Origin of the sequence: Mycobacterium sp. E3198 (assembly GCF_001667015.1) — a bacterium.
Classification (GTDB): Bacteria; Actinomycetota; Actinomycetes; order Mycobacteriales; family Mycobacteriaceae; genus Mycobacterium.
This window is the reverse complement of the sequence record NZ_LZIS01000230.1, coordinates 26,030-49,387: the sequence shown is the minus strand read 5'-3', so window position 1 is coordinate 49,387 and position 23,358 is coordinate 26,030. Positions and strand designations below refer to the sequence as shown.

The following is a 23,358-nucleotide window of genomic DNA, read 5'->3' as shown; positions in this document are numbered from 1 at the left end:
GTGTCCCACGACGAATTGGGCAGGCGCCCCGCGTTATTCGGTGGTAGCCGCGGCGAGTTGTTGGCGGGCGGCCTGCAGGATCAGACCGGCTGTCAGAAATGCCTGCTTGCCTTGGTCGCAGGAGTCGACGGGCAGGTCGGCGGCGCGGCGCAGGACCATCACAGCGAGCGCGGTGTAGGTGGCATACGGGATGACCAGAAGATTGACGTGTGCCAGACCGCCGCTCAACGTCATCACGTGCTGGCGCCTGTGTTCCCAACCCGCCCAATTGAAGTCGGGTGGGCGTTGCAGCGGTGGCCAGTTGACGTTGATCGCGTCGATCTCGCCGAGCAGGGGAGTCAGGGCCGTGACAAGGGTCGGTAATTCATTGGTGATCCGGTCCGCGCGGGGCCACCACGCACCGTCGATCGCGCCACCCAATTGGTGAGCCACGGAGAGCCGGACGGGATCGGTGCGGCGCCGGCGCGCGTGCGGATAAGTCACTGCTCAACCGATCGATCGGGGAGTTGCGCGGTGCGATCCACGGGCGGGTCCTTCACGGTCTGCATCGCTCGCCCCGCGGGCGCGGGCCGAGCGGAGGAATCGCATTGAAACGAAACGGCTCGCGGTTGACGCTACGCCACCAGCCGCCGGGCGGATCCGTCGGGTGACCAGCGCGAAACGCAAATCCCACGTAGGGTTGCGGCAACAGCTACAGGATGGACGAAATTGCCCATAGAGAATTGGTGCGACGCACCCCAGATCCATCCGTCGCAGGTCCGGGTCGGTGACATCATCGGCACACTGCGCGACACCAAATTGCGCCTCACCGTGAAACTGATCGGCGGGCCCCAGAGCACTCCGCGCCAGTGGACCTTTTTCACCCGCGACGACAACGGCTTGCAGCGCACCAGCACGTTCGGTGAGGACGAGCTGGTCCGTCGATACGTCAAGGCATCCTGACCGCACAAAGATAGCCGACCGGTCGGCTACTATAGGGCCCTATGCCGCGCCCGCCCAACCCTGAGGTGCGCCGCCGCCTGCTGGAGGCGGGGCTCGAACTGGTGCACGCCCGGGGTTTCACCGCCAGCGGCGTCAAGGACATCACCGACGCGGCCGGCGTGCCGAAGGGATCGTTCTACGCGTATTTCGACAGCAAGGAGGCTTTCGCCGCGGCGATCCTCGAGCACCACTGGGCGGACATCGAGGCGCGACTGCTCCCGATCCTGGACGCGGACGGGACGGCGCTGGAGCGAATCACGCGCTTCTTCCACGCGCTCGCCGACGAACACGAGGCCGGCGATTTCCTGCTCGGCTGCCTGGTCGGCAACCTGTCGCTCGAGCTTGGCGGCTCGAGCGAGCCGGTGCGCACGGAGCTCGTCCGCATCCTCGACCGCTGGGATGCGGCCCTGAGCGCGTGTGTGCGTTCCGGCCAGCGCGGCCCGGGCGACATCCGCAGGGACCTCGATGCGGGGGAGCTCGCCGCCCAGCTCATCGAGGCGTGGGAAGGCGCGGCTCTTCGGGGGAAGGTGACGCGCAGTCGCACCCCGTACGACCGGTTCGAAGCGGTCACCGTTCCGGCGCTGCTGCGCTGATCTGTTCCGCTTGGGAATAGCCGCCCCGATCCACTTGTTAGATAGACGACTGGTCATCTATAGTCACCCGACACCGCCGCCTCCGACCCGCAAGGACGAGCCCCCCATGACAGACCCAACCATCTACGCCGAGCCGCAGCACCCCGCGTTGCCGGATTCCGGGTTTGAACTCGACGCCGAGCACGCCGGGCTGGTCGTCATCGATCCCCAGATCGATTTCCTGAGCCCTGACGGTGTCGGCTGGCCGGTGTTCGGTGACAGCATCCGTGAGAACCGCACCGTTACCCACATCGGCGAGTTGTTCGATGCGGCGAAGCTGACGGGCATCACCGTCGCGATATCGCCGCATTACTTCTACCCAACCGACGAGCAGTGGCGGTTCGGCGACCCGCTGGAGAAATTCATGGGCGCCGCCGGCATGTTTCGGCGCCTGGGCGCGTACACGACGGACGGGTTCGCCGGATCCGGCGCGGACTTCCTGCCGGCCTACTCCCACCACATCCACGACGGACACACCGTGATCGCCTCCCCGCACAAGATCGTCGGCCCCGAATCGAACGACCTCGTGCTCCAGCTGCGCAAGCGGGGCGTCAACCAGGTCATCCTGGCGGGGATGGCCGCCAACCTATGCGTCGAAGGCCACCTGCGCGAGCTCATCGAGCAGGGCTTCGAGGTCGTCGTTGTCAAGGACGCCACGGCCGGCCCGCGCCTGCCCGAAGGCGACGGCTATCTGGCGGCCCTGGTGAATTTCCGGTTCCTGGCCAGCGCGGTCTGGACGACGGCCGAGGCCGTCGCGCTGCTGGCGAAAGTTGCGGAAAGCCTTGCTGCCCAACCGAAGTAAGAAAATAAGGAGGCCGATGGCCATGGCGACGAATCACACTCTCAGTCAGCACAGATTCGCCTTGAACGACGGCAGCGGCGAGATTCCGGCGCTCGGCTTCGGGACATCGCTGTCCGACAACACCAAGACGCGAGACGCCGTGCGGGCCGCGGTGCGGGCGGGATTCCGGCACCTCGATGCCGCCGAGCGGTACCGCAACGAAGCCGAGGTCGGCGCGGCGCTCGGAGAGTTGTTCGCGGACGGCACGGTGCGTCGCGACGAGTTGTTCGTCACCACCAAGCTGTGGAACAACAATCACCGACCCGAACGGGTCAGGCCGGCGTTACAGGCCAGCCTGGACCGGCTCGGCCTGGAGGCGGTCGACCTGTATCTGGTGCACACCCCGTTCGCGTTCCGGCCGGGCGATGACCAGGATCCGCGCGACGCCCACGGAGCCGTCGTCTACGACGACGGGGTCACGCTGGGGGAGACCTGGGCGGCGATGGAAAGCCTTGTCGACGAAGGGCTTACGCGGGCGATCGGCCTGTCGGACATCGACGCGGCGGGCACCCGCAACGTCATCGAGAACGCTCGGATCAAGCCCGCGGTCGTCGAGGTCGAGTCGCACCCCTACCACCCGCAGTGGGAGCTGCACGAATTGTGCACGACGCACGGGATCATTCTGTTGGCATTCGCGTCGCTGGGCCACGCGCTGGAACCGCGGCTGCTCGATGACCCCCTCATCACCTCGATCGCCGCCAACGTCGGAAAGACCCCCGCGCAAGTGCTGTTGGCCTGGGGCATCCAGCGCGGCAGCGCCGTCCTCACCGCATCCGTGACGCCCGCGCGCATCCGCGAGAACTTCGACGTCAGCGCGCTCCCGCCGGATGCGATCCACGAGATCAACGAGCGGCTGGAGACTCGGTACCGGTTCAATTCCGTCGTCGACGCGGGACAACCGGGCTTCGCCGAAGTCCCGCAAGGCAGTTGAGCACATGAGCGGCTTCCACAGCGGCGAGCTGGCCGTGCAACGGCAAGCCGGCGTCGCAGCACAGGCAGCCCGGCTCGCGCCCATGGTGGGCCGGCGCCAGCTGCGCGACGGAATGGCCGCGGCCCTCTCGGACATGACGTTCGCGGCGCTGGCCGCGCGCGATGCGACCGGGCGGCTGTGGACCTCACCGCTGCTGGGGCCGGCCGGTTTCCTGGAGGCCGCGTCGCCGACCACCCTGCGGGTCCACGCGTCGCTGCCCGGCGCCGACCCCCTGCACGGCCTGCCCATTGAGCAGCCGGTGGGCATCGTCGCGATGAACTTCCCGACCCGGCGGCGGGTTCGGATCAACGGCCGCCTCACCTCCACCGAGGCTGGACTGGCCCTCGACGTCGACCAGGCCTACGGCAACTGCCCGCAATACATCCGGCAGCGCCGCGTCCGGGTCGGTGAATCGTCCGACGACGACCGGGTCCGGCTGTACGCCGGAAAGGCGTTGCGGCCCGACGACATTCGCCTCGTCGAGGCCGCGGACACGTTCTTTCTCGGTACCACCCACGCCGCCTGCGGCAACGACGCCTCCCACCGCGGCGGCCCGCCCGGGTTCGTCCGCGCCGCGCACGGGCAGCTGTGGTGGCCGGACTACCCGGGCAACAACATCTTCAACAGCCTGGGCAACCTCTCCACCGATCCCACCGCGGCGCTGCTGTTTGTGGACTTCGGCACCGGCGTCGCGCTACAGCTGTCCGGCAGCGCGGCGCTCCGCTGGAGCGATCCGGCGGCCGCCGGCGACACCGGGCGTCGCGTCCATTTCGTTCCTCAGCGGGTGATCACTACGGCGGCGCCAGCCGTCGGGGAGGCGAGCGCCATTCCCCCGAGGTGAACTCCGTGCGCCGAAACTGCGCTCAGCGCCAGCGTTGCTGGGCGAACCGCCATCTGTGCGCAGTCTCGATGCCGGGCCGGGAGGCGAAGAAAGACTTCTCCAGGTCACCTGGAATGCCCAAACGGCAGACGGAACGAAATTAACAACTAAGTTTGTCCCTATGGGGGACGACGACAGGGACGAATCCGCGTTCACCTGGCAGGGCCGGCGTGAGCTGGTGGGCCCTGTGCATGAACAACTCGACGAGCTGGTGGCGGCCCGGGACCAGCTGGAGCAGCTGGTGCGGGTCATCGTCGAGATCGGCTCCGACCTGGACCTCGAGGTCACGTTGCATCGCATCGTCGACGCGGCGATGGAGCTGACCGGTGCGCCCTACGGCGCCCTGGGGATCCGCGCGTCCGACGGCGCCCTGATCTCATTCGTGCACGCCGGTATCGACGACGACACGGCGCGGCGCCTCGGCGCGTTGCCGGTGGGTACTGGTCTGCGCGTCGACGATGTGAGCGGCGATCCGCAGGCCGCCGGGCTGCGCATCCGCGGCACGCCGATCCGCGCACTCCTGGGAATACCAATCACCGTGCGGGCGGCTGACTTCGGCAGCCTCTACCTGGCCGATGACCGGCCAGGCCGGGTGTTTACCGTCATCCAGGAGGGCGCCGTACGGGCCATGGCCACGGCCGCGGCCGCCGCCATCGACAACGCGCGGCTCTTCGAGCGGGAACGCGAATCGGCGAAGTGGACGAAGGCCAGCCGCGAGATCACCACGGCGCTGCTGTCCGGCGCGCCGCAGGGGCCCTTGCAGCTGATCGTGAACCGGGCGCTGGAGCTGGCCGGCGCCGAGCAGGCGATCCTGCTGATTCCCAAAGAGCCGGATCTGCCCGCGGATGAGGTCGACACCCTGGTGGTGGCCGCCACCGCGGGCCGGTACGCCTCGGAGGTGATCGGCCGGCAGGTGCCGATGGAGGGCTCCACGACGGGCGGGGTGGCGCGGCGCGGTCTGCCGCTGATCACCGACTCGTTCCAATACCCGATCGAAGGGTTCACCGACGTCGGTGAACGTTCGGCAACCGTCATGCCGCTGATCGCCGACGACCGGGTGCTCGGGGTCATTGCCGTCGCGCGCCACCCGCAGCAGCCTCCGTTCGACACCGATTACCTGGAACTGGTGAGTGACTTCGCCCGGCACGCCGCGATCGCTTTGGCGCTGGCTGCCGGCCGGGAACACGCGCTCAATCAGGAACTCGCCCAAGCCGACACCGTCGATGACGCGCTGCGCGCGGTGGCCGAGGAACTGCGCCGGCTGTGGCGGGCCCGCCGCGTGCTGGCCGTCACTTTTCCGGCCCACGGTCCGTCCACCCAAACCGCTTACAGCGCACCGCAAGTGGTGTCGGTCGGCGAGCCCGCGCAATGGGCCGACCTGCCCGCCGATACGCGAGAGATGCTCGGTTCCCTGCGCGACGGCGACCTGCTGACCCCGAACGCCACCAAGCCCGGGACGGCCGGGATCGCGCTGCAGCATCCCGAGGGCGTGCTCGTCGTCTGGCTGGACCTGGCCGAGCAGCGCCCGTTCACGCTCGAGGACCAGACCCTGCTGACGGTGCTGGCGGGCAGGCTCGGCCAGGGCCTGCAGCGCGTGCATCAGGTGGATCAGCAGCGCGAGACCGCCCTGGCGCTGCAGCACGCGATCCTCGGCCCCGCCGATTTGCCGCACGGGTTCGCGGTGCGCTACCAGGCCGCAAGCGCCCCCCTGCAGGTGGGCGGTGACTGGTTCGACATCGTCGACCTGGACGACGGGCGCATCGCGATGATCGTCGGCGACTGCGTCGGCCATGGCCTTGCCGCCGCCACCGTGATGGGGCAGATGCGCAGCGCCTGCCGTGCGCTGTTGTTCGACAACCCCAGCCCCGCCGCCGCGCTCGCGGGGATGGACCGTTTCGCCGCGCGGCTGCCCGGCGCCCAATGCACCACCGCCGTCTGCGCGGTCCTCAACCGCGAAACCGGTGAGCTGGTGTACTCCACCGCCGGGCACCCGCCGCCGATCCTGGTCCACGCCGACGGCACCACCGAGATGCTCGAGGATGGCCACACCATCGCGTTGGGCGTGCGATCCGGCTGGCCCCGCCCTGAAGCGCACGTGACCATCCCGGCGCGCGCGACCTTGCTGCTCTACACCGACGGTCTGGTCGAGCGTCGCCGCACCGCGCTGCACCAGGGCATCTCCCGCGCCGCCGCCCTCCTTCAGGACGGCCGCACCTCCACGCTCGATAATCTGGCGGACCAGATCATGTCCGGGCTGGCGCCAAGCGGCGGATATCAGGATGACGTCGTCCTCCTGCTCTACCGCCACCCTGCACCGCTGGAGCTCACCTTTCCCGCGGACGTCAGCCAGCTCGCGCCCGCGCGCACCGCGTTGCGCACCTGGCTGACCCAGGCCCGGGTGGACCCGGATAAGACGGTGGACGTGCTCGTCGCCGCCGGAGAAGCCGTCGCCAATGCGATCGAGCACGGTCATCGCCACACCCCGGAAGGCACGATCGTCCTGGGTGCCACGGCACTGGTAGACCAGGTGCGGCTGACCATCACCGACACCGGCTCGTGGAAACCACCGCAGCCCGCGGCCGAAACCAACCGGGGTCGGGGCATCACGCTCATGCGGGGTCTCATGCAGGACGTCACGATCAGGCCCGGCACCGCAGGAACCACAGTTCACCTATCCGCGAGGATCACCTGATGACCACGCCGCTCACCCTCGACACCGCGCGTCGCGACGACGGGAACCTCGTCCTGACCGCGGCGGGGGAAATCGACCTGAGCAACATCGACGCGTTCAACCAAGCCCTCAGCACCGCCACCACCGAAGCCGGCAGCGGCGAAACGCTCACCGTCGACCTCAGCGCCGTCGAGTACCTCGACAGCGCCGCCATCAACGCCTTGTTTGCCCGCGCGGACGACATCCGCCTCGTCGCGCACCCGCTGCTGATGCCGATCCTCAATGTCAGCGGTCTCACCGAACTGGTCACCACCGAACCCGCGCCGTCCGCGGAACGCTGACGCACCGGCGGGTAACGTTCGACACCCGACGATTCGAAAGTCCGATCTCGTAACGGGCTGGCTGTGCGGCGACGAGTTCTTGAGATTTTCTGCGATTATGGGACGCGAAATTCGCCAATCTCATTTCGGCCGTGGCAATTGCTGAAAAGCCGAGTTTTCATCGCTATTCCGACGATTCCTATTACGCTTATGTTGCTTAGGTCATCGGGCGGCCGTCGCATTCCAGCCACAGGAGGCGCATGTGTCCTATCTGGTGACCACTCCGGAGGAAGTCGGAGCGGCGGCCCAGAACTTGGCAGGTATCCGCTCGTTGTTGGCCGGGTCCGCCGCATCTGCTGTGGCGCCCACGACTGCGGTGGCCGCCGCGGCACAGGACGAGGTGTCCGCCTTGGTCGCGGCGATGTTCAACGATTTCGGCCAAGAATTTCAAATTATCAATGCCCAGGCCAATACGTTTCACGGGGAATTCGTCGGCCTGATTAAGGCGGGCGCGGGCGCCTACCTGAGCGCCGAGGCGGCGAACGCCGCCGACCTGAGCCTGTCCTCGATCCTGGGCGGCAGCGCGAGCCTGTCGCTCGAGGGCGGTGTGGTGAGCTTGCCGCCGGTCCTGGGCGGTGGCGTGCTGAGCGTGCCGCCGATCTCCAGCGTCGGGCCCGCCGTCCTGACCGCTCTGAGCCCGATCATCAACGGCGGCGTGGTGGGCCTGCCCCCGTTCCTCGGCGGCGGGGAGCTGACCGTACCGTCGATCCTCGTCGGTGGCGTGCTGGACCTGCCCGCGTCGCTCGGGGGTGGGGTGCTGGGCCTGCCGTCGATCCTCACCGGCGGCCTGCTGAGCCTGCCCTCGAGCCTCGGCGGCGGCGTCTTCACCGTGCCGCCGATCACCAGCGTATTGACCTCGATCGTCAACGGCGGCGCGGTCACCCTGCCGCCGGTCCTGGGCGGCGGGCAGCTGAGTGTGCCGTCGCTGCTCACCGGCGGTGTGCTGATATTGCCGCCCATCGCCGGTGGCGGGAACGTCGGCATCCCCTCAATTCTCGTCGGAGGCGTGCTGACCCTGCCCTCGAGTCTCGGCGGCGGCGACGTCGGCATCCCGTCGATCGTCAGCGGCGGTCTGCTGACACTGCCCCCGAGCCTCGGCGGTGGGCAACTGACCGTGCCTTCGGTGCTCACCGGTGGCCTGCTAGGTCTATTCAGCTAGGCCGGCGCGGTAGGGGATTGCGGAAGCGTCCCCGCCGCCACCGATTCCAGGATTTCGGTGATGCGCCGCTGTGACCGGCGCCAGCCGCGAACCCACTCTTCGTCCACCTCGTCGCCGTCGCGCTTGATGACGATCCGCCACCGCAAACCGAGCCAGTGTGCCACAAACCAGAACGGCCACCACACCCCGACGAGGGCGGCGATCGTCACCACGATGCCGAGGCCCAGGTCCCCGGGATCGGTCATTTCCCAGCCGGCCAGGGAGTACCACCGGCGCCTGCGCACCGACCACTGCACGCCCCGCGGGTCTGTTGCCTGTGCCATGTCGCCTCGCTTCGAAATCGACGTTCGCCGCGCCACGCGGCGCGTCAGGTGCAGTTTGGGCGAGCGGCCTTGGAGGATCCTTGGCGCCAAACGGGATTGGGTGTTTGATCCGTCAAGCCATCACTGCGACGGCGCCGGGGTCATCGACCCGATGTAATAGGTTTCGTGCCCCGTCGGGTATCCGCCGCCGTTGGTGGCGATGTGGACGTGGTCGTAGTGGTTCAGCGTTTCGTTGCCCAGGTTTGACATCCAGCTCGGGGCGCCGACGCCCGGGTAAATTTTCTGCCGCCAGATCACGTGGTTGATTCCCCACCGCTTCGCATTGGCCAGCGCGTACCCGGCGATTTCGTTGCCCAGCTGGATGCCCTCGGGGGAGGAATGGTTGGGGATCATCACGTCGATCGCCAAGCCGTTGGGGTGCCACGGCAGGGGATCTTCCCGGTACCCGCCGATGGTCGTGATCTCCGGGAACAGCACGCTGATGGCGCGGGCCGCCCAAATGGTCTTGACCTGCAACCGCTGCTCGGGCGCGATGCCGGGTGACAACGGGAACAGGAACTGCTGGGCCGCCGCGGGGGCACCCGCCGCCAGTTTCTCCACCTCCGCGGGAGTGGCGATCTGCGGCGGCGGGCCGGCGGCCGCCGGCGGCGGTGCGGCCACCATGGACGGCGGGGCGGGCGCCGGCGGTGTCGGGCCCGCGGCCGGATTGTCAACGCAGCAGGGAGGTTTGGCGCTTTCGGCGTGCAGCGGCTTGGCGCCCTGGGCGTAGATGATCGCGGCCGAGACCACGAGGGAGGCCGCCAACGCCAGCCAGCGGCTCCTGCCGATGGCTAACACACCTTTGCCCACGACCAGCAGCTTAGTGGCGTGGGGGACCGCTGTGGCAATCTTTTTCATTTCTGGTCGGCTACTACATCGAGTCGTCGGGAAATCGTCGGCGCCGAAGCGGCGCGAGTGGGATCCTTTCCGGATGAGCGCCAACGACGAATCGGCCCGGCCGGGCGCGGATTGGCGCACGCTCGTCGAGAATTTCGGTTTGGCCCCGTATCTGGCCGTGGCGAGCGACGAAATGGGCGCCGCACACAGGTCGCGGTCGGGGTTCAGTCGGCGCACCTAAGCGCACGTCATCCACCGCAACGTGTGGGAGCATTCCCGTCATGGACTCCGACGATCCCGAAAAGCGCATCAGGGAGTTGGAACGCCGCCTCGCCGACGCGAAAGGCGGCCCCCGGGAGAACGTCCCGGCGGCCGGGGAGGTCGGGCCCGTGCCGGACGCGTGGGTGCCACCGCCGTCGAGCGTGAACCCGCCCAACTACGAACTGCTGCGCCGTCAGATGAACCGGCGGCGCCGGTTGAGCAGCATGTGGGGGATCCTCTTGGTGCCGGGCATCTTGCTGGTGGCCATCCTGGTCTTCCACCCGTACCGGGTCGAGAAGCACGCGCCGCCGGCAACCACCTTGCCGGGCGCCGAACCCACCGCGGACCTGTCGGGCGCGCTGACCGTGGCTCCGGGCGGGAACCTCACCCAGGAGCCCAGCAGCGCCACCTTCACGGTGTTCTGTGATCGGGCCGAACTGACGATCGGCGGCAACGGTAACTCGGCCTACGTGGCCGGCCACTGCGCCCATCTGATTGTGAAGGGCTCGGGCAACAAGGTGGTTGCCGACAACGCGGACGCCATCGACACCGACGGCTCCGCGAACCAGGTGACCTATCACAGCGGGGCGCCACAGATCTCGGTTGGGGGCACCGACAACATCGTCAGGAAGGGCTGAGACCGCCTGGGCGACTTGGGACCGGCCCATCTACGGTGAACTCATCGAACACGAAATGACACCCCGCTAGCGTGCTGTACGCATCCGCTCGTCTCGCCCTTGCCGCGCCACGCCGCGTCATCGCCCTGGCGATCCTGGTCATGATCGGCACCGCGATCTTCGGCATCCCGGTCAGCAAGACGCTGTTGCCCGGCGGCTGGTTCGATCCCGGCTCCGAGTCGTCGCGGGCGTCGGCGTTGCTCTCCCAGAAGTTCGGCCAGGGGGACATGGTCATGCTGATCACCGTCACCTCCGACGGCGGTGCGGAAGGCGCCAAGGCGAGGGCGGTAGGAACCGATCTTGCTGCGCGGCTACAGAATTCGCCGAATGTCGGGGAGGTGCAATCCGCGTGGACCGTGCCCGCGGCGGCGGCGCCCGCGTTCATCAGTAAGGACGGCAGGACGGGGCTCGTCGTCGCCGCGATCACCGGCGGCGAGGCCAACGCCCAGAAGGCCGCCGAGCGCCTGGCCCGCGAACTCGTTTACGACCGCGACGGCGTCACGGTGCGCGCCGGGGGCGACGCCACCGTCTTCTGGCAGGTGGACGACCAAACTCGCAAAGACCTCCTGGTGATGGAGTCGTTGGCGCTGCCGCTGAGTTTTCTGGTGCTGGTCTGGATTTTCGGCGGCTTGTTCGCGGCGGCGCTGCCGGTGGTGGTGGGCGGATTCGCGATTCTCGGTGCCATGGCGTCGCTGCGGGCGGTCTCGTTGTTCGCCAACGTGTCGATCTTCGCACTCAACCTGACGGTCGCGATGGGCGCGGCACTGGCCATCGACTACACGCTGCTGATCCTCAGCCGCTACCGGGATGAGTTGGCGGAGGGCCGGACTCGCGACGCGGCGCTGATCCGCGCGATGGCCACGGCCGGCCGCACGGTGCTGTTCTCGGCGACGACGGTGGCGTTGTCGATGGCCACGATGGTGCTGTTCCCGCAGTACTTCCTGAAATCGTTTGCCTACGCGGGCGTCGCGGTGATCGCGTTCGCGGTGGCCGCGGCGGTCGTCGTTACGCCGGCGGCGATCGCGCTGCTGGGCGACCGGCTCGATTCGCTGGACGCGCACCGCCTGCTGCGGCGAATCCTGCGCCGGCCGGAACCCCGGCCGGCGCCCTACGAACGGTGGTTCTGGTATCGCTGGACGAGATCCGTTACGCGCCATGGGCCGCCGATCGTCATCGCGATCGTCGCGTTGCTGTTGTTGCTCGGGTCGCCCTTCCGCGATGTGCGGTGGGGTGTCGCCGACGACCGGGTGCTGCCCACCTCGGCCTCGGCGCGCCAGGTCGGCGACCAGCTGCGCACCGACTTCCCGGGCAGCGGCGTCCCCGACGTCACCGTGGTGCTGCCCAACGCGACCGGCCTCAGCGCGCCGGATCTCGATGCCTACGCCGCCACGCTGTCTCGGGTGCCCGACGTGTCATCGGTGTCGTCGCCGGGCGGCACGTTCGTCGGCGGCAGGCCGGCCGGCCCGCCCGCCGGGCCCACCGACCTCAAGGACGGCAGCGCCTTCCTGACGGTGCGCACTGTCGCACCGCTGTATTCGGCCGCGTCGGCCAGTCAGCTCGACCGGCTGCACGCCGTCGCCACCCCGGCCGCCAGGCCGGTGCAGTTCACCGGCGCGGCACAAAGCGATCGCGACACCGTGCACGCGATCACCACGCGCCTGCCGCTGGTGCTCGCGATCATCGCGGTCATCACCGGAGTACTGGTGTTCTTGCTGACCGGGAGCGCGGTGTTGCCCTTCGAGGCGCTGGTGACGAACACCCTGTCGCTGGCCGCGGCGTTCGGCGCGGTGGTGTGGGTGTTTCAGCAGGGGCACCTGGGCGGGCTGGGCACGGCCGCGACCGGCACCATCGGGGTAGACCTGCCAGTGTTGTTGTTCTGCATCACATTTGGGCTTTCGATGGACTACGAGGTGTTCCTCATCGCGCGGATCCGGGAGTACTGGCTGGCCTCGCACCGGGGCTGGGGGGCGAACGACAAGAGCATCGCGCTCGGCGTGGCCCACACCGGGCGGGTGATCACGGCCGCGGCGCTGATCATGGCCATCTCGTTCGTCGCGCTGATGGCCGCCCAGGTGTCGCTCATGCGGCTGTTCGGGTTCGGGCTCACGGTGGCGGTGCTGGTCGACGCGACGCTGGTGCGAATGCTGCTGGTGCCGGCGGTGATGCACGTGCTCGGCCGGGTCAACTGGTGGGCGCCCGATTGGCTGGCCCGGTTCTTTGCCCGGTTCGGGATCCGAGAAACCGCCAGCCGGAACCGCGACGCTGCCCAACCCGATTGGCGGATGCTGAGTCGCCGCGTGCTGTTCGGCGTCCGGAGTTAGCCGCAGCGCGGCCGGTGATCAAACGGCGACGGCTTGTTCGAGCGTGGTTCGCGTGCCCGTCGGGGCCAGCGACCCGACTTCCTGCCCGGCGAACCGCTCCACGAGAAGCGGAACGTACTCCCGCACCGGCCGGCCATCGAAGCGAGCATGAACGTCGCGCACGACCGCGGTCACGGTTTCCCCCGAAACGGACGGATATTTCCTGGTCAATCGATCGGCCACCCCGTCGATGATCTGCTGTTCATTCAACTCGATCACGGCGTAAGGCTCGCATGCGTTCACACCGAAGTCAAACGTCGTTCACCCACGCGAGGCCACCGTGCGACCCCTTTTACTAAGTATTGTGTACTATACCCAGCATGGCGGAAAAGCTTCCCGGCCGGCTGGCCGAGCACCCCACCGTGCGGCGCGTGCGCTCGCGCACGACGCGACGGCCCGGCGCGCTGGACGCCGACTGGCTGCGCGAGATCTGCCTGGCCGCCGGCGTCGACGACGTCGCGTTCGCCGGCATCGACAACCCCGACCTGGCCTCCGAGGCCGAGCACGTGGAGGTCGCGCTGCCGGGAACCAAGAGCTACATCTCGCTCGTCGTGAGGATGAACCGGGACAACGTGCGCTCGACGGCGCGCAGCGTGGCGAATCAGGAGTTTCACCGCAGCGGTGAGGTGCTCAACGAAGCGGCCCACCGCATCGTGCGTCGACTGCAGGATGCCGGTTATCGGGCGCTGAACCCGTCGGCGACTTTCCCGATGGAGATGGACAACTTCCCCGGCCGGATCTGGGTGGTGGCGCACAAACCTGTCGCCGTGGTCGCCGGCCTGGGCGTTATGGGCATCCACCGCAACGTGATTCACCCCAAGTTCGGCAACTTCATCCTGCTCGGCACCATCTTGGTGGACGCACCGATCAGCAGCTACGGCCGGCCGCTCGACTACAGCCCGTGCCTGGAGTGCAAATTGTGCGTGGCGGCCTGTCCGGTCGGGGCGATCGGCAAGGATGGCGATTTCGACTTCGTCTCCTGCTCGGTGCACAACTATCGAGAGTTCATGGGGGGCTTCACCGACTGGGTGCAGACCATCGCCGACAGCGCGGACGCGGCCGAGTTCCGTGCGCGGGTAAGCGATTCGGAGAACGCCTCGATGTGGCAGAGCCTGTCGTTCAAGCCCAATTACAAGGCGGCCTACTGCCTGGCGGTGTGCCCGGCGGGGGAGGACGTGATCGAGCCGTACCTCGAGAACCGTAAGGCGTTCATGGACCTGGTGTTGAAACCGTTGCAGGACAAGAAGGAAACGTTGTACGTGCTGCCCGACTCGCGGGCGAAGGCGCACGCCGAACGCCGCTATCCGCACAAGCCGGTGCGGGTCGTCGACAGCGGAATCCGGGGGCGCTAGAACCTACCCGGACACCGTCGTCCGGTATTGCGGGCAGTAGGCCGACGCCGAAATGCCCAGGAAAAAGCCGGCTTGCCTGGCCGTGAGGTTGGTGTCGCGCATCAGCCGCATCACCAGCAGGGGTCGCGTGGTGCCTTGATCGAGTAGGGCACACATCGTGCGGCCCTCCCGGACCGCGGCGCCGCTGTCGGGAACCGGGAGTCCCTGGTTGACCAGCGCGGCGATGAAGGCGTCATCGACCTGGTCCGCCGCCGCCGGCGCCGCGGCGAGCAAGGCGCAGGCCGACAGCAGGACGGCAACGACTGCCGCCCACATCCCGCTACCAACCCTCGAGTGGGTCATGGTTCCCCTTCAGGCGGGCGATGTGCGTCGATTAAAAAAATAACCCCGCCGCGCCACGGGCGAAAGCGTTGCCCGGCATCACATCATCGGGGGGAACGGCACCGCCCAGTTGAACGAGTTGTCGGTGTTGCCGCGGTATTGCGGGCAGTAGGCGGCCACCGAGAGGCCGACGAAATAGCCGGCTTGTTTGACCGAGAGGGGTGTCTCCCGCGCGATCCCCAGCGCCACATGGGTGGAGGGTTCGCCCTTGTCGAACCCGGCGCACACCGTGTGGCCCAGCGAAACCGCGGTACCGCGGTCGGACAGGGGGATCCCGTTCTTTGCCAGGGCCGCGACGAACGCGTCGTCGATCGGCTCCGCGGTAGCCGGCGCCGCGCAGAGCATGGCGGCGGCCGACAGCAGGCCGGCGCACGCCGCCGACCACTGAGTGCGACCGATAGTCATGGCCTCCGATGCTGCTAAATCGGCTTCGAGTCAAGAACGGCCCGATTGAACGGTAGCTGAAATCTCGGCTTTTCTCTCCGCGGGCCGCCGCAAGAATTCCGCAAGAACTTCGCTACGAACCGGCAAGCGGCGGGGAGTTACGTATGCGCTGCGCAAGAAAGTGTCCGACCGCGGGGGTGCGGTGGCTCTTACCTACGCAGGCGGCCCACCGGGCGGCGGCGGTCGGAGATGTTGGGACCGGTAGCCGAGCGGGCGGGGTCGACTAGCACACAACGACAGACCACCCACCGAGAGGAAACCCCGTGAGCACCGACCTCGACAACGCGCCGACGCTGCGCATGCGGAGCATCGGAGCCCTGACCCCGGTGAGCGAGCCCCGCATCGCCCACCGCGGCTGCTACACGACGGGGTCGCGCGCGCTCGCCACGACGGACACGACCTCCCTTCCCCGGGTCCAGGGCCTCGGCGGCGCGGTCGTCCCGCCGACGGCTTCCGTCGGACGCGCTCCCCGGAAGTGGCAGGGCCTCTACGCGTTGAAGCCGTGGTACACCCGCCGGTTGACGCCGATCGTGAATGTCGCCGTCGCCCGGCGTATCTCACCGGATGTGTTCACCGCGGCCGGGGTCGTGGCGGCGGGCGCGGCAGGCGTCACCGTCGCGCTGGGATGGTGGCCGCTGGCGGCCCTGTTTCTCGCCCTGCGACTGGCCGGAGCCAATCTGGACGGCGCGGTCGCCCGCGCTCGTGGCGTGAGCCGGCCCTGGGGATTCGTCGTCAACGAAATCGGCGATCGCGCCTCAGATCTGCTGACCTTTGCCGGACTGACGGTCTGGGCGGCGCGACAGCGCGGCCCGGGGCTGCATTTCTTGTCCTGGCCGGTGGTCATGGTGCTGGTGGCGGCCCTGGCCGCGACGCTGCCCACCTTCGCGTCGCTGGCCGCGGCGGCCGCCGGCGCGCAGCGGCGCAACGGCGGCCCGCTCGGCAAGACCGAACGCTGCCTGTTCGTGTTGCTGGCCACCGCGTTCCCGATCATCCTGCCCGTCGCCTGCACGCAGCTTGTGAACGGATCGCTGATCACCGCCGCGCTGCGGCTGCGGGCGGCCCGGCGCGAGCTCGCGGCGAAGCGGCAGGGTGAGGTGCTGGCGTCATGAGCGCGACCCGAATCACCAGCGTGCTGCGGCACCGGCTGTGGCGGGCGGTCTGCGCGGTGTCGGGCGGACTGACCGTGACGGGGCGGTGGCGCGTGCCGGGCGGGTGCGTCGTGGTGGCCAACCACTCCTCGCACGCCGACACCGCGGTGCTCTTGGCCGCGCTGCCCGCCGGCGCCCAGCCGGTGTTCGCCGCGGCCGCGGACTACTGGTTCGACGTGCCCGTGCGCCGCTTCGTGGCGTCCTCGCTGATCGGCGTGCTGCCGGTGCGGCGCTCCGGGGCCGACACCTATGCCCAGTTGCTGGCCGCGGCGCGTCCGGCGCTCAAGGCCGGACGCACCGTCGTCATCTACCCCGAGGGCACCCGCTCCGCGGATGGCAGCATGGGTGAATTCCGTTCCGGCGCACTGCGTTTGGCGCGTGACTGCGGCGTGCCCGTGGTTCCGGTCGCCGTGCTGGGCACCGCCGAGGTGCTCCCCAAGGGCGCCAGCTTCATCTCCCACGCGCCGATGCAGGTCCGCATCGGCGAACCGCTCGACCCGCACGACGCCTCGGCGGCACAGCTGCGGTCGCAGGTGATGGCCCTGCGCGACGACTCCGCGCCGATGCAGATGGAGCTCGCCCACGCCGCATGAGCGGCCGCTCACGCCAGCAGATACGCCAGCGGAAGAACCAGTAGCAGCGAGTCGATCCGGTCGAGCAGGCCGCCGAACCCCGGCAGCCACGTGCCGGCGTCCTTGACCTGGGCCTGGCGCTTCACCATCGATTCGACCAGGTCGCCGAGCACGCCGCCGAACGCCACCGCGACCCACAGTCCGACCGTGACCGTTCCCAGCAGCATCAGCACGAGGAACGCACCGACGACCGCGCCGACCAGCCCGCCGACCGTCTTGTTCGGGCTCAACGGCGACAACGGCTTTCGGGCCCACCCGAAGAACCGCAGCCCCTTGCCGCCGCACCAGGCCGCGACGTCCGTGGCCGCCGCCGCGAAGCACACCAGGTAGGCGTCCGACCAGAGCGTCACCAGGTGCGCCAGGGACCAGCAGATCCACACAGAACCGAACGCGGTGAACGTGGTGCGCCGGCCGCCGTGCTCGACATCGCCGCCGAACACCGACGGCAGGGCGCACGCCAGCACGATGATCGGCGCCAGGCGCAGCAGGGGCGGGTGCAGCCACGCCGCGAGCGGATACAAAACGGCCAGGCTCAGCAGCAGATAGGTGTCGACCTTGCCGAGCCTCACCAGGCGGGCGTACTCGAAGACCGCCACCACGGCCAGCGCGGCCGCCAGCGCGGCGGTGGTGCCCCGCCCTATCCAGATGGGGATGCCGACGACCGGGGCGATCATCACCCAGGTCGTCCACCGCCGGATCAGCTCCCGCCGGCGCGACGCGAGCACCGCGACGCCGGCGACCAGCAGGATCACCACGGTGACCCACATGAAGAACACGGATCGCGCGTAGAGGTGCACGTGTAGCGGACCGAGGTCGAAGTTGAGCGGCATCCGCCGATCCCATTGCAGGATCCGCAGCGAGTCGTCGGTGAGCATCAGCGCGGCCGGGCGTGAAGGCGGTGCGGAGCGGTCGAGCTGTACGGCGTCCCGTCCACATCGGCCTCCCAGCAAACTGTGGTCCAGGAAACGATAAGCCGTGCGGCCCTATCCGGGAAACGAAAACGCAAGAACCGGGTCGGCGTTGGCTACCCATCGCCGCGGCCGCACTGTACGCACCGGAACGGGTCCCGGTAGGGTCAAAGGAGTGTGTGGACTCACCGGTGAGGTTCGACTCGACGGCCGGGTCCCCGATCTAGCGGCGGTATCAGCGATGGCCGCCGTGATGGCACCAAGGGGGCCGGACGCGGCGGGGGCCTGGTCACAGGGCCGGGCCGCCCTCGGTCATCGTCGACTCCGAATCATTGACCTGACCGAGGCCGGCGCCCAGCCGATGGTGGATGCCGACCTGGGCCTCACGATCGCCTGGAACGGCTGCATCTACAACTACCAGGAGCTTCGGCGCGAGCTCACCGGCCACGGCTACCGGTTCTTCTCGCACAGCGACACCGAGGTCCTGCTCAAGGCCTACCACCGCTGGGGCGACGACTTCGTCAGCCACCTGCAGGGGATGTTGGCCTTCGCCATCGTCGAACGCGACAGCGGCCGGGTCCTGCTCGGCCGCGACCGGCTCGGCATCAAACCGCTGTACGTGACCGAGGACGCCCACCGGATCCGGTTCGCCTCGACGCTGCCGGCGCTGCTGGCCGGCGGCGGCGTGGACACCCGCATCGATCCGGTCGCCCTGCACCACTACATGACGTTCCACTCCGTCGTGCCGCCGCCGCTGACGATCCTGCGCGGCGTGCGCAAGGTCCCGCCCGCCTCGCTCGTCGCCATCGAGCCCGACGGCCGGCGCGCCACCACCACCTACTGGACGCCCGACTTCAGCAGGCGCGACGACCGCGCCGGCTGGTCCGAGCGCGACTGGGAGGACGCGGTGCTGTCCGCCCTGCGGGTCGCGGTCGAGCGCCGGCTCGTCGCCGACGTGCCGGTCGGCTGCCTGCTCTCCGGCGGCGTCGACTCCAGCCTGATCGTCGGACTGCTCGCCGAGGCCGGCCAGCATGGGCTGTCGACCTTCTCGATCGGGTTCGAGTCGGCCGGCGGCGTCGAGGGCGACGAGTTCCGGTGGTCGGACATCATCGCCAAACGCTTCGACACCAACCACCATCAGATCCGCATCGGCACCGACCGGATGCTGCCCGCGCTCGACGGGGCGATCGGCGCGATGAGCGAGCCGATGGTCAGCCACGACTGCGTGGCCTTCTACTTGCTCAGCCAGGAAGTCGCGCGCCACGTGAAGGTGGTCCAATCGGGCCAGGGCGCCGACGAGGTGTTCGCCGGCTACCACTGGTACCCGCCGATGGGTTCGCCGGCGGCCGCGACGCTGCCCGGCGCGGTGGCCGAATACCGCGGTGCCTTCTTCGACCGCGATGCGCTGGGCGTCCGAGACCTGTTGGGACCGAACTATTTCGCCCAGGGCGACCCGAGCGAGCGGTTCGTCAGCGAGCACTTCGCCCGCGCCGGCGCCGAGACCGGCATCGACCGTGCGCTGCGCCTGGATACGACGGTGATGCTGGTCGACGACCCGGTCAAGCGGGTCGACAACATGACCATGGCCTGGGGGCTGGAGGGCCGCGTTCCCTTCCTCGATCACGAGTTGGTCGAGCTGGCCGCGACGTGCCCCCCGGAGCTGAAGATCGCCCATGAGGGCAAGGGGGTCCTCAAACAGGCTGCGCGACGGGTGATTCCGTCGGAGGTGATCGACCGGCCCAAGGGCTACTTCCCGGTTCCCGCGCTGACCCACCTCGAGGGGCCCTACCTGGACATGGTGCGCGACGCCCTGTACGCGCCGGTGGCCAAGCAGCGGGGGCTTTTCGATTCCGACGCGGTCGATGCCCTGCTGGCCGACCCGAACGGCAAGCTCACCCCCCTGCGCGGCAACGAACTGTGGCAGATCGCCCTGCTGGAGCTGTGGTTGCAGCGCCACGGCGTGACGGGGCCGGCCGCATGACCGCCGTCGACCCCGCCGAGGACCACGATCACACCGAGGCCATCACGATGGGGCTGCACGACGCCTCGCCCCCCGAGCTGGTCGACGCGATGGCCAAGGACGTCGAGCTCGAAATGGGTTGGGGCCGCCTCGTTTTCGGCCAGACCTTCGCGGATGCGGAGACCCTGGCCGAGACGCTGCGCCGGGAGGTCCCGGGCCGGCGCGACATCTGCATCTACGCGCGCGAGTCCCACGTGGTGGTCGCCGGGGCGCCGACCGAGCTGTTCATCGATCCCAGCCACACCTATCGGCTGCGCTTTCACCCGGACGACGAAGACGCGACGCCGACCCCGGTCGGCCTGACGGTGCGCACCCTCAACGACGCCGCCGACGCCGACGCGATGAACCGCGTGTTCGTGCGGTGCGGCATGGTGCCGGCGCCGGTCGAGACGATCTGGGACAACCACCTGCACGCCGACGCGGTGACGTACCTGGTCGCCGTGCGTGACGGCGACGGCGCCGTGGTGGGCACGGTGACGGGCGTCGACCACGAGTTGCTCTTCTCCGACCCGGAGGAGGGCTCGAGCCTGTGGACCCTGGCCGTCGATCCCGCCGCGGCGCTGCCCGGGGTGGGTGAGGCCCTGACCCGGGCCCTGGCCGGTCGCTTCCGGCGGGCCGGGCGTGCCTACATGGATCTGTCGGTGGCGCACGACAACGCCGCGGCCATCGGCCTCTACGAAAAGCTGGGCTTCGTTCGCGTTCCGGTGCTGGCGATCAAGCGGAAGAACGCGATCAACGAGCCGTTGTTCACCGCGCCGCCGGAAACCGTCGAGGATCTCAACCCCTACGCGCGGATCATCGCCGACGAGGCGATGCGCCGCGGCATCTGGGTCGAGGTCCTCGACGCCGAGACCGGCGAGATCCGGCTCACCCACGGCGGCCGCAGCGTCATCACCCGCGAATCGCTGTCCGAGTTCACCTCGGCGGTCGCCATGTGCCGCTGCGACGACAAGCGGTTGACGCGGCGCCTCGTCTCCGAGGCGGGCATCACCGTGCCGCGAGCGCGCCTGGCCACCTTCGACGACGGCGACTATGCCTTCCTGCAGGAAATCGGGGAGGCCGTCGTCAAGCCGACCCGCGGAGAGCAGGGCAAGGGCATCACCGTGGGCGTGCCCGCGGAGAAGGGCCCCGACGAGCTGGCCGCGGCCGTGGCGCGGGCACGGCAGCAGTTCCCGGAGGTGCTGATCGAGGAGCGGGTGGCCGGCGACGACTTGCGGCTCGTGGTGATCGACGGCCGCGTGGTCGCCGCCGCGCTGCGGATGCCGCCCGAGATCATCGGCACGGGGGAGCACAGCATCCGGGACCTCATCGCGGCCGAGAGCCGGCGGCGCTCGGCGGCCACCGGCGGCGAGTCGAGGATCCCGATCGACGACCTGACCGAGGCGACGGTCGCCGAGGCCGGTTGGACGCTGGACGACGTGCTGCCCCAGGGGAGCCGGCTCCGGGTGCGGCGCACCGCCAACCTGCATCAGGGCGGTACCATCCACGACGTCACCGCCGTGGTGAACCAGGAGCTGTGTCGCGTCGCGGTGGCCGCGGCGGAGGCGATCGGCATCCCCGTCACGGGCATCGACCTGCTCGTCCCCGACGTCACCGGAGCCGAGTACGCCTTCATCGAAGCCAACGAGCGACCCGGGCTGGCCAACCACGAACCGCAGCCCACCGCCGCGGCTTTCATCGACTACCTTTTCCCGGGCCAGCCCGGCCAGCCGCTGGCCTGGATCCCCGAGGAGTCCCGCCCGGACCGGGATTGACGCTTGCCCCACCGCTTGTTTGGGTAATTCTCTGCTCACCCGGATAGGAGTCAGATGAGCTCAGGCGTGCAAGCCGGAACCATCACGACCCGCGTGCCGGCCCGGCTGGACCGGCTGCCTTGGTCGCGGTTTCACTGGCGCGTCGTCATCGGCCTCGGCGGCGTCTGGATCCTCGACGGCCTCGAGGTCACCATGGTCGGCAACGTGTCGTCCCGCCTCACCGAGAAGGGCAGCGGCCTCGGCCTCACCCCGGCGCAGATCGGGACGGCTGCGGCGTTCTACATCGCCGGGGCTTGCCTGGGCGCGCTGTTCTTCGGCCACCTGACGGACCGCTTCGGCCGGCGCAACCTGTTCATCCTGACCCTGGCGGTGTACCTGGCCGCCACCGTCGCGACCGCATTCGCGTTCGCCCCTTGGTATTTCTTCATCGCCCGCTTCTTCACCGGGTCCGGCATCGGCGGCGAATACGCGGCGATCAATTCGGCGATCGACGAGTTGATCCCCGCCCGCGTGCGCGGTCGCGTCGACCTGGTGATCAACGGGACCTACTGGCTGGGGTCGGCGGCGGGGGCGGCCGGCGCCCTGGTCCTCCTGGACACCTCGAATTTTCCGGCGAACATCGGGTGGCGGCTCGCCTTCGGCGTCGGCGCCATCTTCGGGATCTTCGTGCTGCTGGTCCGGCGCAACGTTCCGGAAAGCCCCCGGTGGTTGTTCATCCACGGCCGCGCGGAGGAAGCCGAACGGGTGGTCGGCGAGATCGAGGGGGAAGTGCAGCGCGACACCGGCAAGCCGCTGCCGCAGCCGGGTGGCCGCCCACTCAAAGTCCGCCAACGCGAGACGATTTCGTTCCGGGAGATCGCCAGGGTGGCGTTCACCTTGTACCCGCGGCGCGCGGTGCTCGGGCTGGCGCTGTTCATCGGGCAGGCCTTCCTCTACAACGGGGTCACGTTCAACCTCGGCACGCTGCTGAGTGGCTTCTACGGGGTCCCGTCGGCGAAGGTGCCGCTGTTCTTCATCCTGTGGGCGCTGAGCAATTTCGTCGGCCCGCTGGCCCTCGGGCACCTGTTCGACACCGTCGGCCGCAAACCGATGATCACCGCGACGTACATCGGTTCGGCCGTCGTGGCCGTCGTCTTGGCGGTGCTTTTCGTGACGGGGACCGGCGGCGCCTGGACGTTCATCGCCGTCCTCGCGGTGGCCTTCTTCTTGGCCTCGGCGGGGGCGAGCGCCGCCTATTTGACCGTCAGCGAGATCTTCCCGATGGAGACCCGGGCGCTGGCGATCGCGTTCTTCTACGCGGTCGGGACGGCGATCGGCGGCATCTCCGGCCCGCTGCTGTTCGGCCAGCTGATCAATTCCGGGCAGCGCGGCCAGGTGATGTGGTCGTTCCTCATCGGCGCGGCGGTGATGGCCGTCGCCGGCCTGATCGAGCTGTGGCTCGGCGTCGCGGCCGAACGACGCCCGCTGGAAGAGCTGGCCTTGCCCCTGACGGTGGCCGACGCCGAGCGCGAGGAGGAATCACCTCCCCAGCAGTAGATGGTGGCGCCGAGCCTGCGCTGAGAGCGTCCAAACGCCAAGATTTGTGCTCTGGACGCAGGCCCGGTGAACGTCTCACGATCGCAACCATCGCGCGGTCAGCGTTGACACCGGCGTAACAGATTTGCCATCGAACGTTCCTACTGTGGGGCGGTCCGCTTTCCGGCAGGAA

24 protein-coding genes are annotated in these 23,358 nt (G+C 69.0%); 17 read left to right on the top strand and 7 right to left on the bottom strand.

What is annotated here, in order from left to right; translation table 11 throughout:
* Nucleotides 1–33: 33 nt before the first annotated feature.
* Nucleotides 34–483: a DUF5994 family protein gene (locus A5673_RS23985; RefSeq protein WP_068238425.1), complete on the bottom strand. Its 450-nt coding sequence runs from the start codon at nucleotides 481–483 to the stop codon at nucleotides 34–36.
* Nucleotides 484–708: 225 nt separating this feature from the next.
* On the opposite strand from A5673_RS23985, the gene A5673_RS23980 reads away from it, so the two are divergent.
* The 8 genes from A5673_RS23980 (at nucleotide 709) to A5673_RS23945 (ending at nucleotide 8,514) form a co-directional block, all read left to right on the top strand.
* Nucleotides 709–942 (top strand): hypothetical protein, encoded by a 234-nt coding sequence (locus A5673_RS23980; RefSeq protein WP_068238423.1) that lies wholly within the window; start codon nucleotides 709–711, stop codon nucleotides 940–942.
* A 41-nt stretch (nucleotides 943–983) separates the two neighbouring features.
* Entirely contained in the window at nucleotides 984–1,574 is a 591-nt protein-coding gene (locus A5673_RS23975; RefSeq protein ID WP_068238421.1) for a TetR/AcrR family transcriptional regulator, read from the top strand.
* A 106-nt stretch (nucleotides 1,575–1,680) separates the two neighbouring features.
* On the top strand, nucleotides 1,681–2,415 hold the full coding sequence (locus A5673_RS23970) for a cysteine hydrolase (RefSeq protein WP_068238419.1): 735 nt from the start codon (nucleotides 1,681–1,683) through the stop codon (nucleotides 2,413–2,415).
* A gap of 22 nt (nucleotides 2,416–2,437) precedes the next feature.
* On the top strand, nucleotides 2,438–3,385 hold the full coding sequence (locus tag A5673_RS23965) for an aldo/keto reductase (protein ID WP_156748558.1): 948 nt from the start codon (nucleotides 2,438–2,440) through the stop codon (nucleotides 3,383–3,385).
* Between the two features lie 4 nt (nucleotides 3,386–3,389).
* Nucleotides 3,390–4,265, top strand: coding sequence for a pyridoxamine 5'-phosphate oxidase family protein (locus A5673_RS23960; RefSeq protein ID WP_068238416.1), 876 nt, complete (start codon nucleotides 3,390–3,392; stop codon nucleotides 4,263–4,265).
* 160 nt (nucleotides 4,266–4,425) lie between these two features.
* Nucleotides 4,426–6,996, top strand: coding sequence for a SpoIIE family protein phosphatase (locus A5673_RS23955; RefSeq protein WP_068238413.1), 2,571 nt, complete (start codon nucleotides 4,426–4,428; stop codon nucleotides 6,994–6,996).
* The gene (locus tag A5673_RS23950; protein ID WP_068238411.1) at nucleotides 6,996–7,316 is read left to right on the top strand and encodes an STAS domain-containing protein; all 321 of its coding nucleotides are present in this window, start codon (nucleotides 6,996–6,998) and stop codon (nucleotides 7,314–7,316) included. Before A5673_RS23955 ends, A5673_RS23950 begins: the two co-directional genes overlap by 1 nt.
* 241 nt (nucleotides 7,317–7,557) lie before the next feature.
* The gene (locus A5673_RS23945) at nucleotides 7,558–8,514 is read left to right on the top strand and encodes a PE family protein (RefSeq protein WP_082958924.1); all 957 of its coding nucleotides are present in this window, start codon (nucleotides 7,558–7,560) and stop codon (nucleotides 8,512–8,514) included.
* Here A5673_RS23945 and A5673_RS23940 read toward each other — a convergent pair.
* Both A5673_RS23940 and A5673_RS23935 read right to left on the bottom strand, forming a co-directional pair.
* Entirely contained in the window at nucleotides 8,511–8,837 is a 327-nt protein-coding gene (locus A5673_RS23940) for a hypothetical protein (protein ID WP_068238407.1), read from the bottom strand. The genes A5673_RS23945 and A5673_RS23940 overlap by 4 nt on opposite strands.
* 120 nt (nucleotides 8,838–8,957) lie before the next feature.
* On the bottom strand, nucleotides 8,958–9,686 hold the full coding sequence (locus A5673_RS23935; protein ID WP_369806521.1) for a glycoside hydrolase: 729 nt from the start codon (nucleotides 9,684–9,686) through the stop codon (nucleotides 8,958–8,960).
* Nucleotides 9,687–9,807: 121 nt separating this feature from the next.
* Between A5673_RS23935 and A5673_RS29325 the strand changes: the two genes are divergently transcribed.
* The 3 genes from A5673_RS29325 to A5673_RS23925 all read left to right on the top strand — a co-directional run bounded on the left by A5673_RS29325 (nucleotide 9,808) and on the right by A5673_RS23925 (nucleotide 12,972).
* A complete protein-coding gene (locus tag A5673_RS29325; RefSeq protein ID WP_156748556.1) occupies nucleotides 9,808–9,954 on the top strand; it encodes a hypothetical protein in 147 nt (48 codons plus the stop codon).
* A gap of 40 nt (nucleotides 9,955–9,994) precedes the next feature.
* Nucleotides 9,995–10,612, top strand: coding sequence for a DUF3060 domain-containing protein (locus tag A5673_RS23930; RefSeq protein ID WP_068238405.1), 618 nt, complete (start codon nucleotides 9,995–9,997; stop codon nucleotides 10,610–10,612).
* 71 nt (nucleotides 10,613–10,683) lie between these two features.
* On the top strand, nucleotides 10,684–12,972 hold the full coding sequence (locus A5673_RS23925; protein ID WP_068238403.1) for an MMPL family transporter: 2,289 nt from the start codon (nucleotides 10,684–10,686) through the stop codon (nucleotides 12,970–12,972).
* 18 nt (nucleotides 12,973–12,990) lie between these two features.
* On the opposite strand, the gene A5673_RS23920 is transcribed toward A5673_RS23925, so the two are convergent.
* A complete protein-coding gene (locus A5673_RS23920) occupies nucleotides 12,991–13,230 on the bottom strand; it encodes a three-helix bundle dimerization domain-containing protein (RefSeq protein ID WP_068238401.1) in 240 nt (79 codons plus the stop codon).
* A gap of 101 nt (nucleotides 13,231–13,331) precedes the next feature.
* Between A5673_RS23920 and A5673_RS23915 the strand changes: the two genes are divergently transcribed.
* Nucleotides 13,332–14,363: an epoxyqueuosine reductase gene (locus A5673_RS23915; RefSeq protein WP_068238399.1), complete on the top strand. Its 1,032-nt coding sequence runs from the start codon at nucleotides 13,332–13,334 to the stop codon at nucleotides 14,361–14,363.
* A gap of 3 nt (nucleotides 14,364–14,366) precedes the next feature.
* Here the strand turns inward: A5673_RS23915 and A5673_RS23910 are convergent, their stop codons facing one another.
* Nucleotides 14,367–14,705 carry a DUF732 domain-containing protein gene (locus A5673_RS23910; protein ID WP_068238397.1) on the bottom strand — a complete coding sequence of 113 codons (339 nt, stop codon included), beginning with the start codon at nucleotides 14,703–14,705 and terminating at the stop codon, nucleotides 14,367–14,369.
* 78 nt (nucleotides 14,706–14,783) lie between these two features.
* A complete protein-coding gene (locus A5673_RS23905) occupies nucleotides 14,784–15,149 on the bottom strand; it encodes a DUF732 domain-containing protein (RefSeq protein WP_068238395.1) in 366 nt (121 codons plus the stop codon).
* 302 nt (nucleotides 15,150–15,451) lie between these two features.
* Here A5673_RS23905 and A5673_RS23900 point away from each other — a divergent pair, with 302 nt between their 5' ends.
* Both A5673_RS23900 and A5673_RS23895 read left to right on the top strand, forming a co-directional pair.
* Entirely contained in the window at nucleotides 15,452–16,297 is an 846-nt protein-coding gene (locus A5673_RS23900; protein ID WP_231971440.1) for a CDP-alcohol phosphatidyltransferase family protein, read from the top strand.
* On the top strand, nucleotides 16,294–16,929 hold the full coding sequence (locus tag A5673_RS23895; protein WP_068238393.1) for a lysophospholipid acyltransferase family protein: 636 nt from the start codon (nucleotides 16,294–16,296) through the stop codon (nucleotides 16,927–16,929). Before A5673_RS23900 ends, A5673_RS23895 begins: the two co-directional genes overlap by 4 nt.
* Before the next feature lie 8 nt (nucleotides 16,930–16,937).
* Here A5673_RS23895 and A5673_RS23890 read toward each other — a convergent pair whose 3' ends face one another.
* Nucleotides 16,938–17,843 (bottom strand): phosphatidate cytidylyltransferase, encoded by a 906-nt coding sequence (locus A5673_RS23890; protein ID WP_068238392.1) that lies wholly within the window; start codon nucleotides 17,841–17,843, stop codon nucleotides 16,938–16,940.
* 208 nt (nucleotides 17,844–18,051) lie between these two features.
* Between A5673_RS23890 and A5673_RS23885 the strand changes: the two genes are divergently transcribed.
* The 3 genes from A5673_RS23885 to A5673_RS23875 are packed head-to-tail and all read left to right on the top strand — an operon-like array spanning nucleotide 18,052 to nucleotide 23,186.
* The gene (locus A5673_RS23885) at nucleotides 18,052–19,857 is read left to right on the top strand and encodes an N-acetylglutaminylglutamine amidotransferase (RefSeq protein WP_068238391.1); all 1,806 of its coding nucleotides are present in this window, start codon (nucleotides 18,052–18,054) and stop codon (nucleotides 19,855–19,857) included.
* Nucleotides 19,854–21,650, top strand: coding sequence for an N-acetylglutaminylglutamine synthetase (gene ngg, locus A5673_RS23880; RefSeq protein WP_068238389.1), 1,797 nt, complete (start codon nucleotides 19,854–19,856; stop codon nucleotides 21,648–21,650). The genes A5673_RS23885 and ngg overlap by 4 nt, the downstream gene beginning before the upstream one ends.
* 54 nt (nucleotides 21,651–21,704) lie before the next feature.
* Nucleotides 21,705–23,186, top strand: a complete 1,482-nt coding sequence (locus tag A5673_RS23875; RefSeq protein ID WP_068238388.1) for an MFS transporter — start codon at nucleotides 21,705–21,707, stop codon at nucleotides 23,184–23,186.
* The last annotated feature ends 172 nt before the right edge of the window (nucleotides 23,187–23,358 follow it).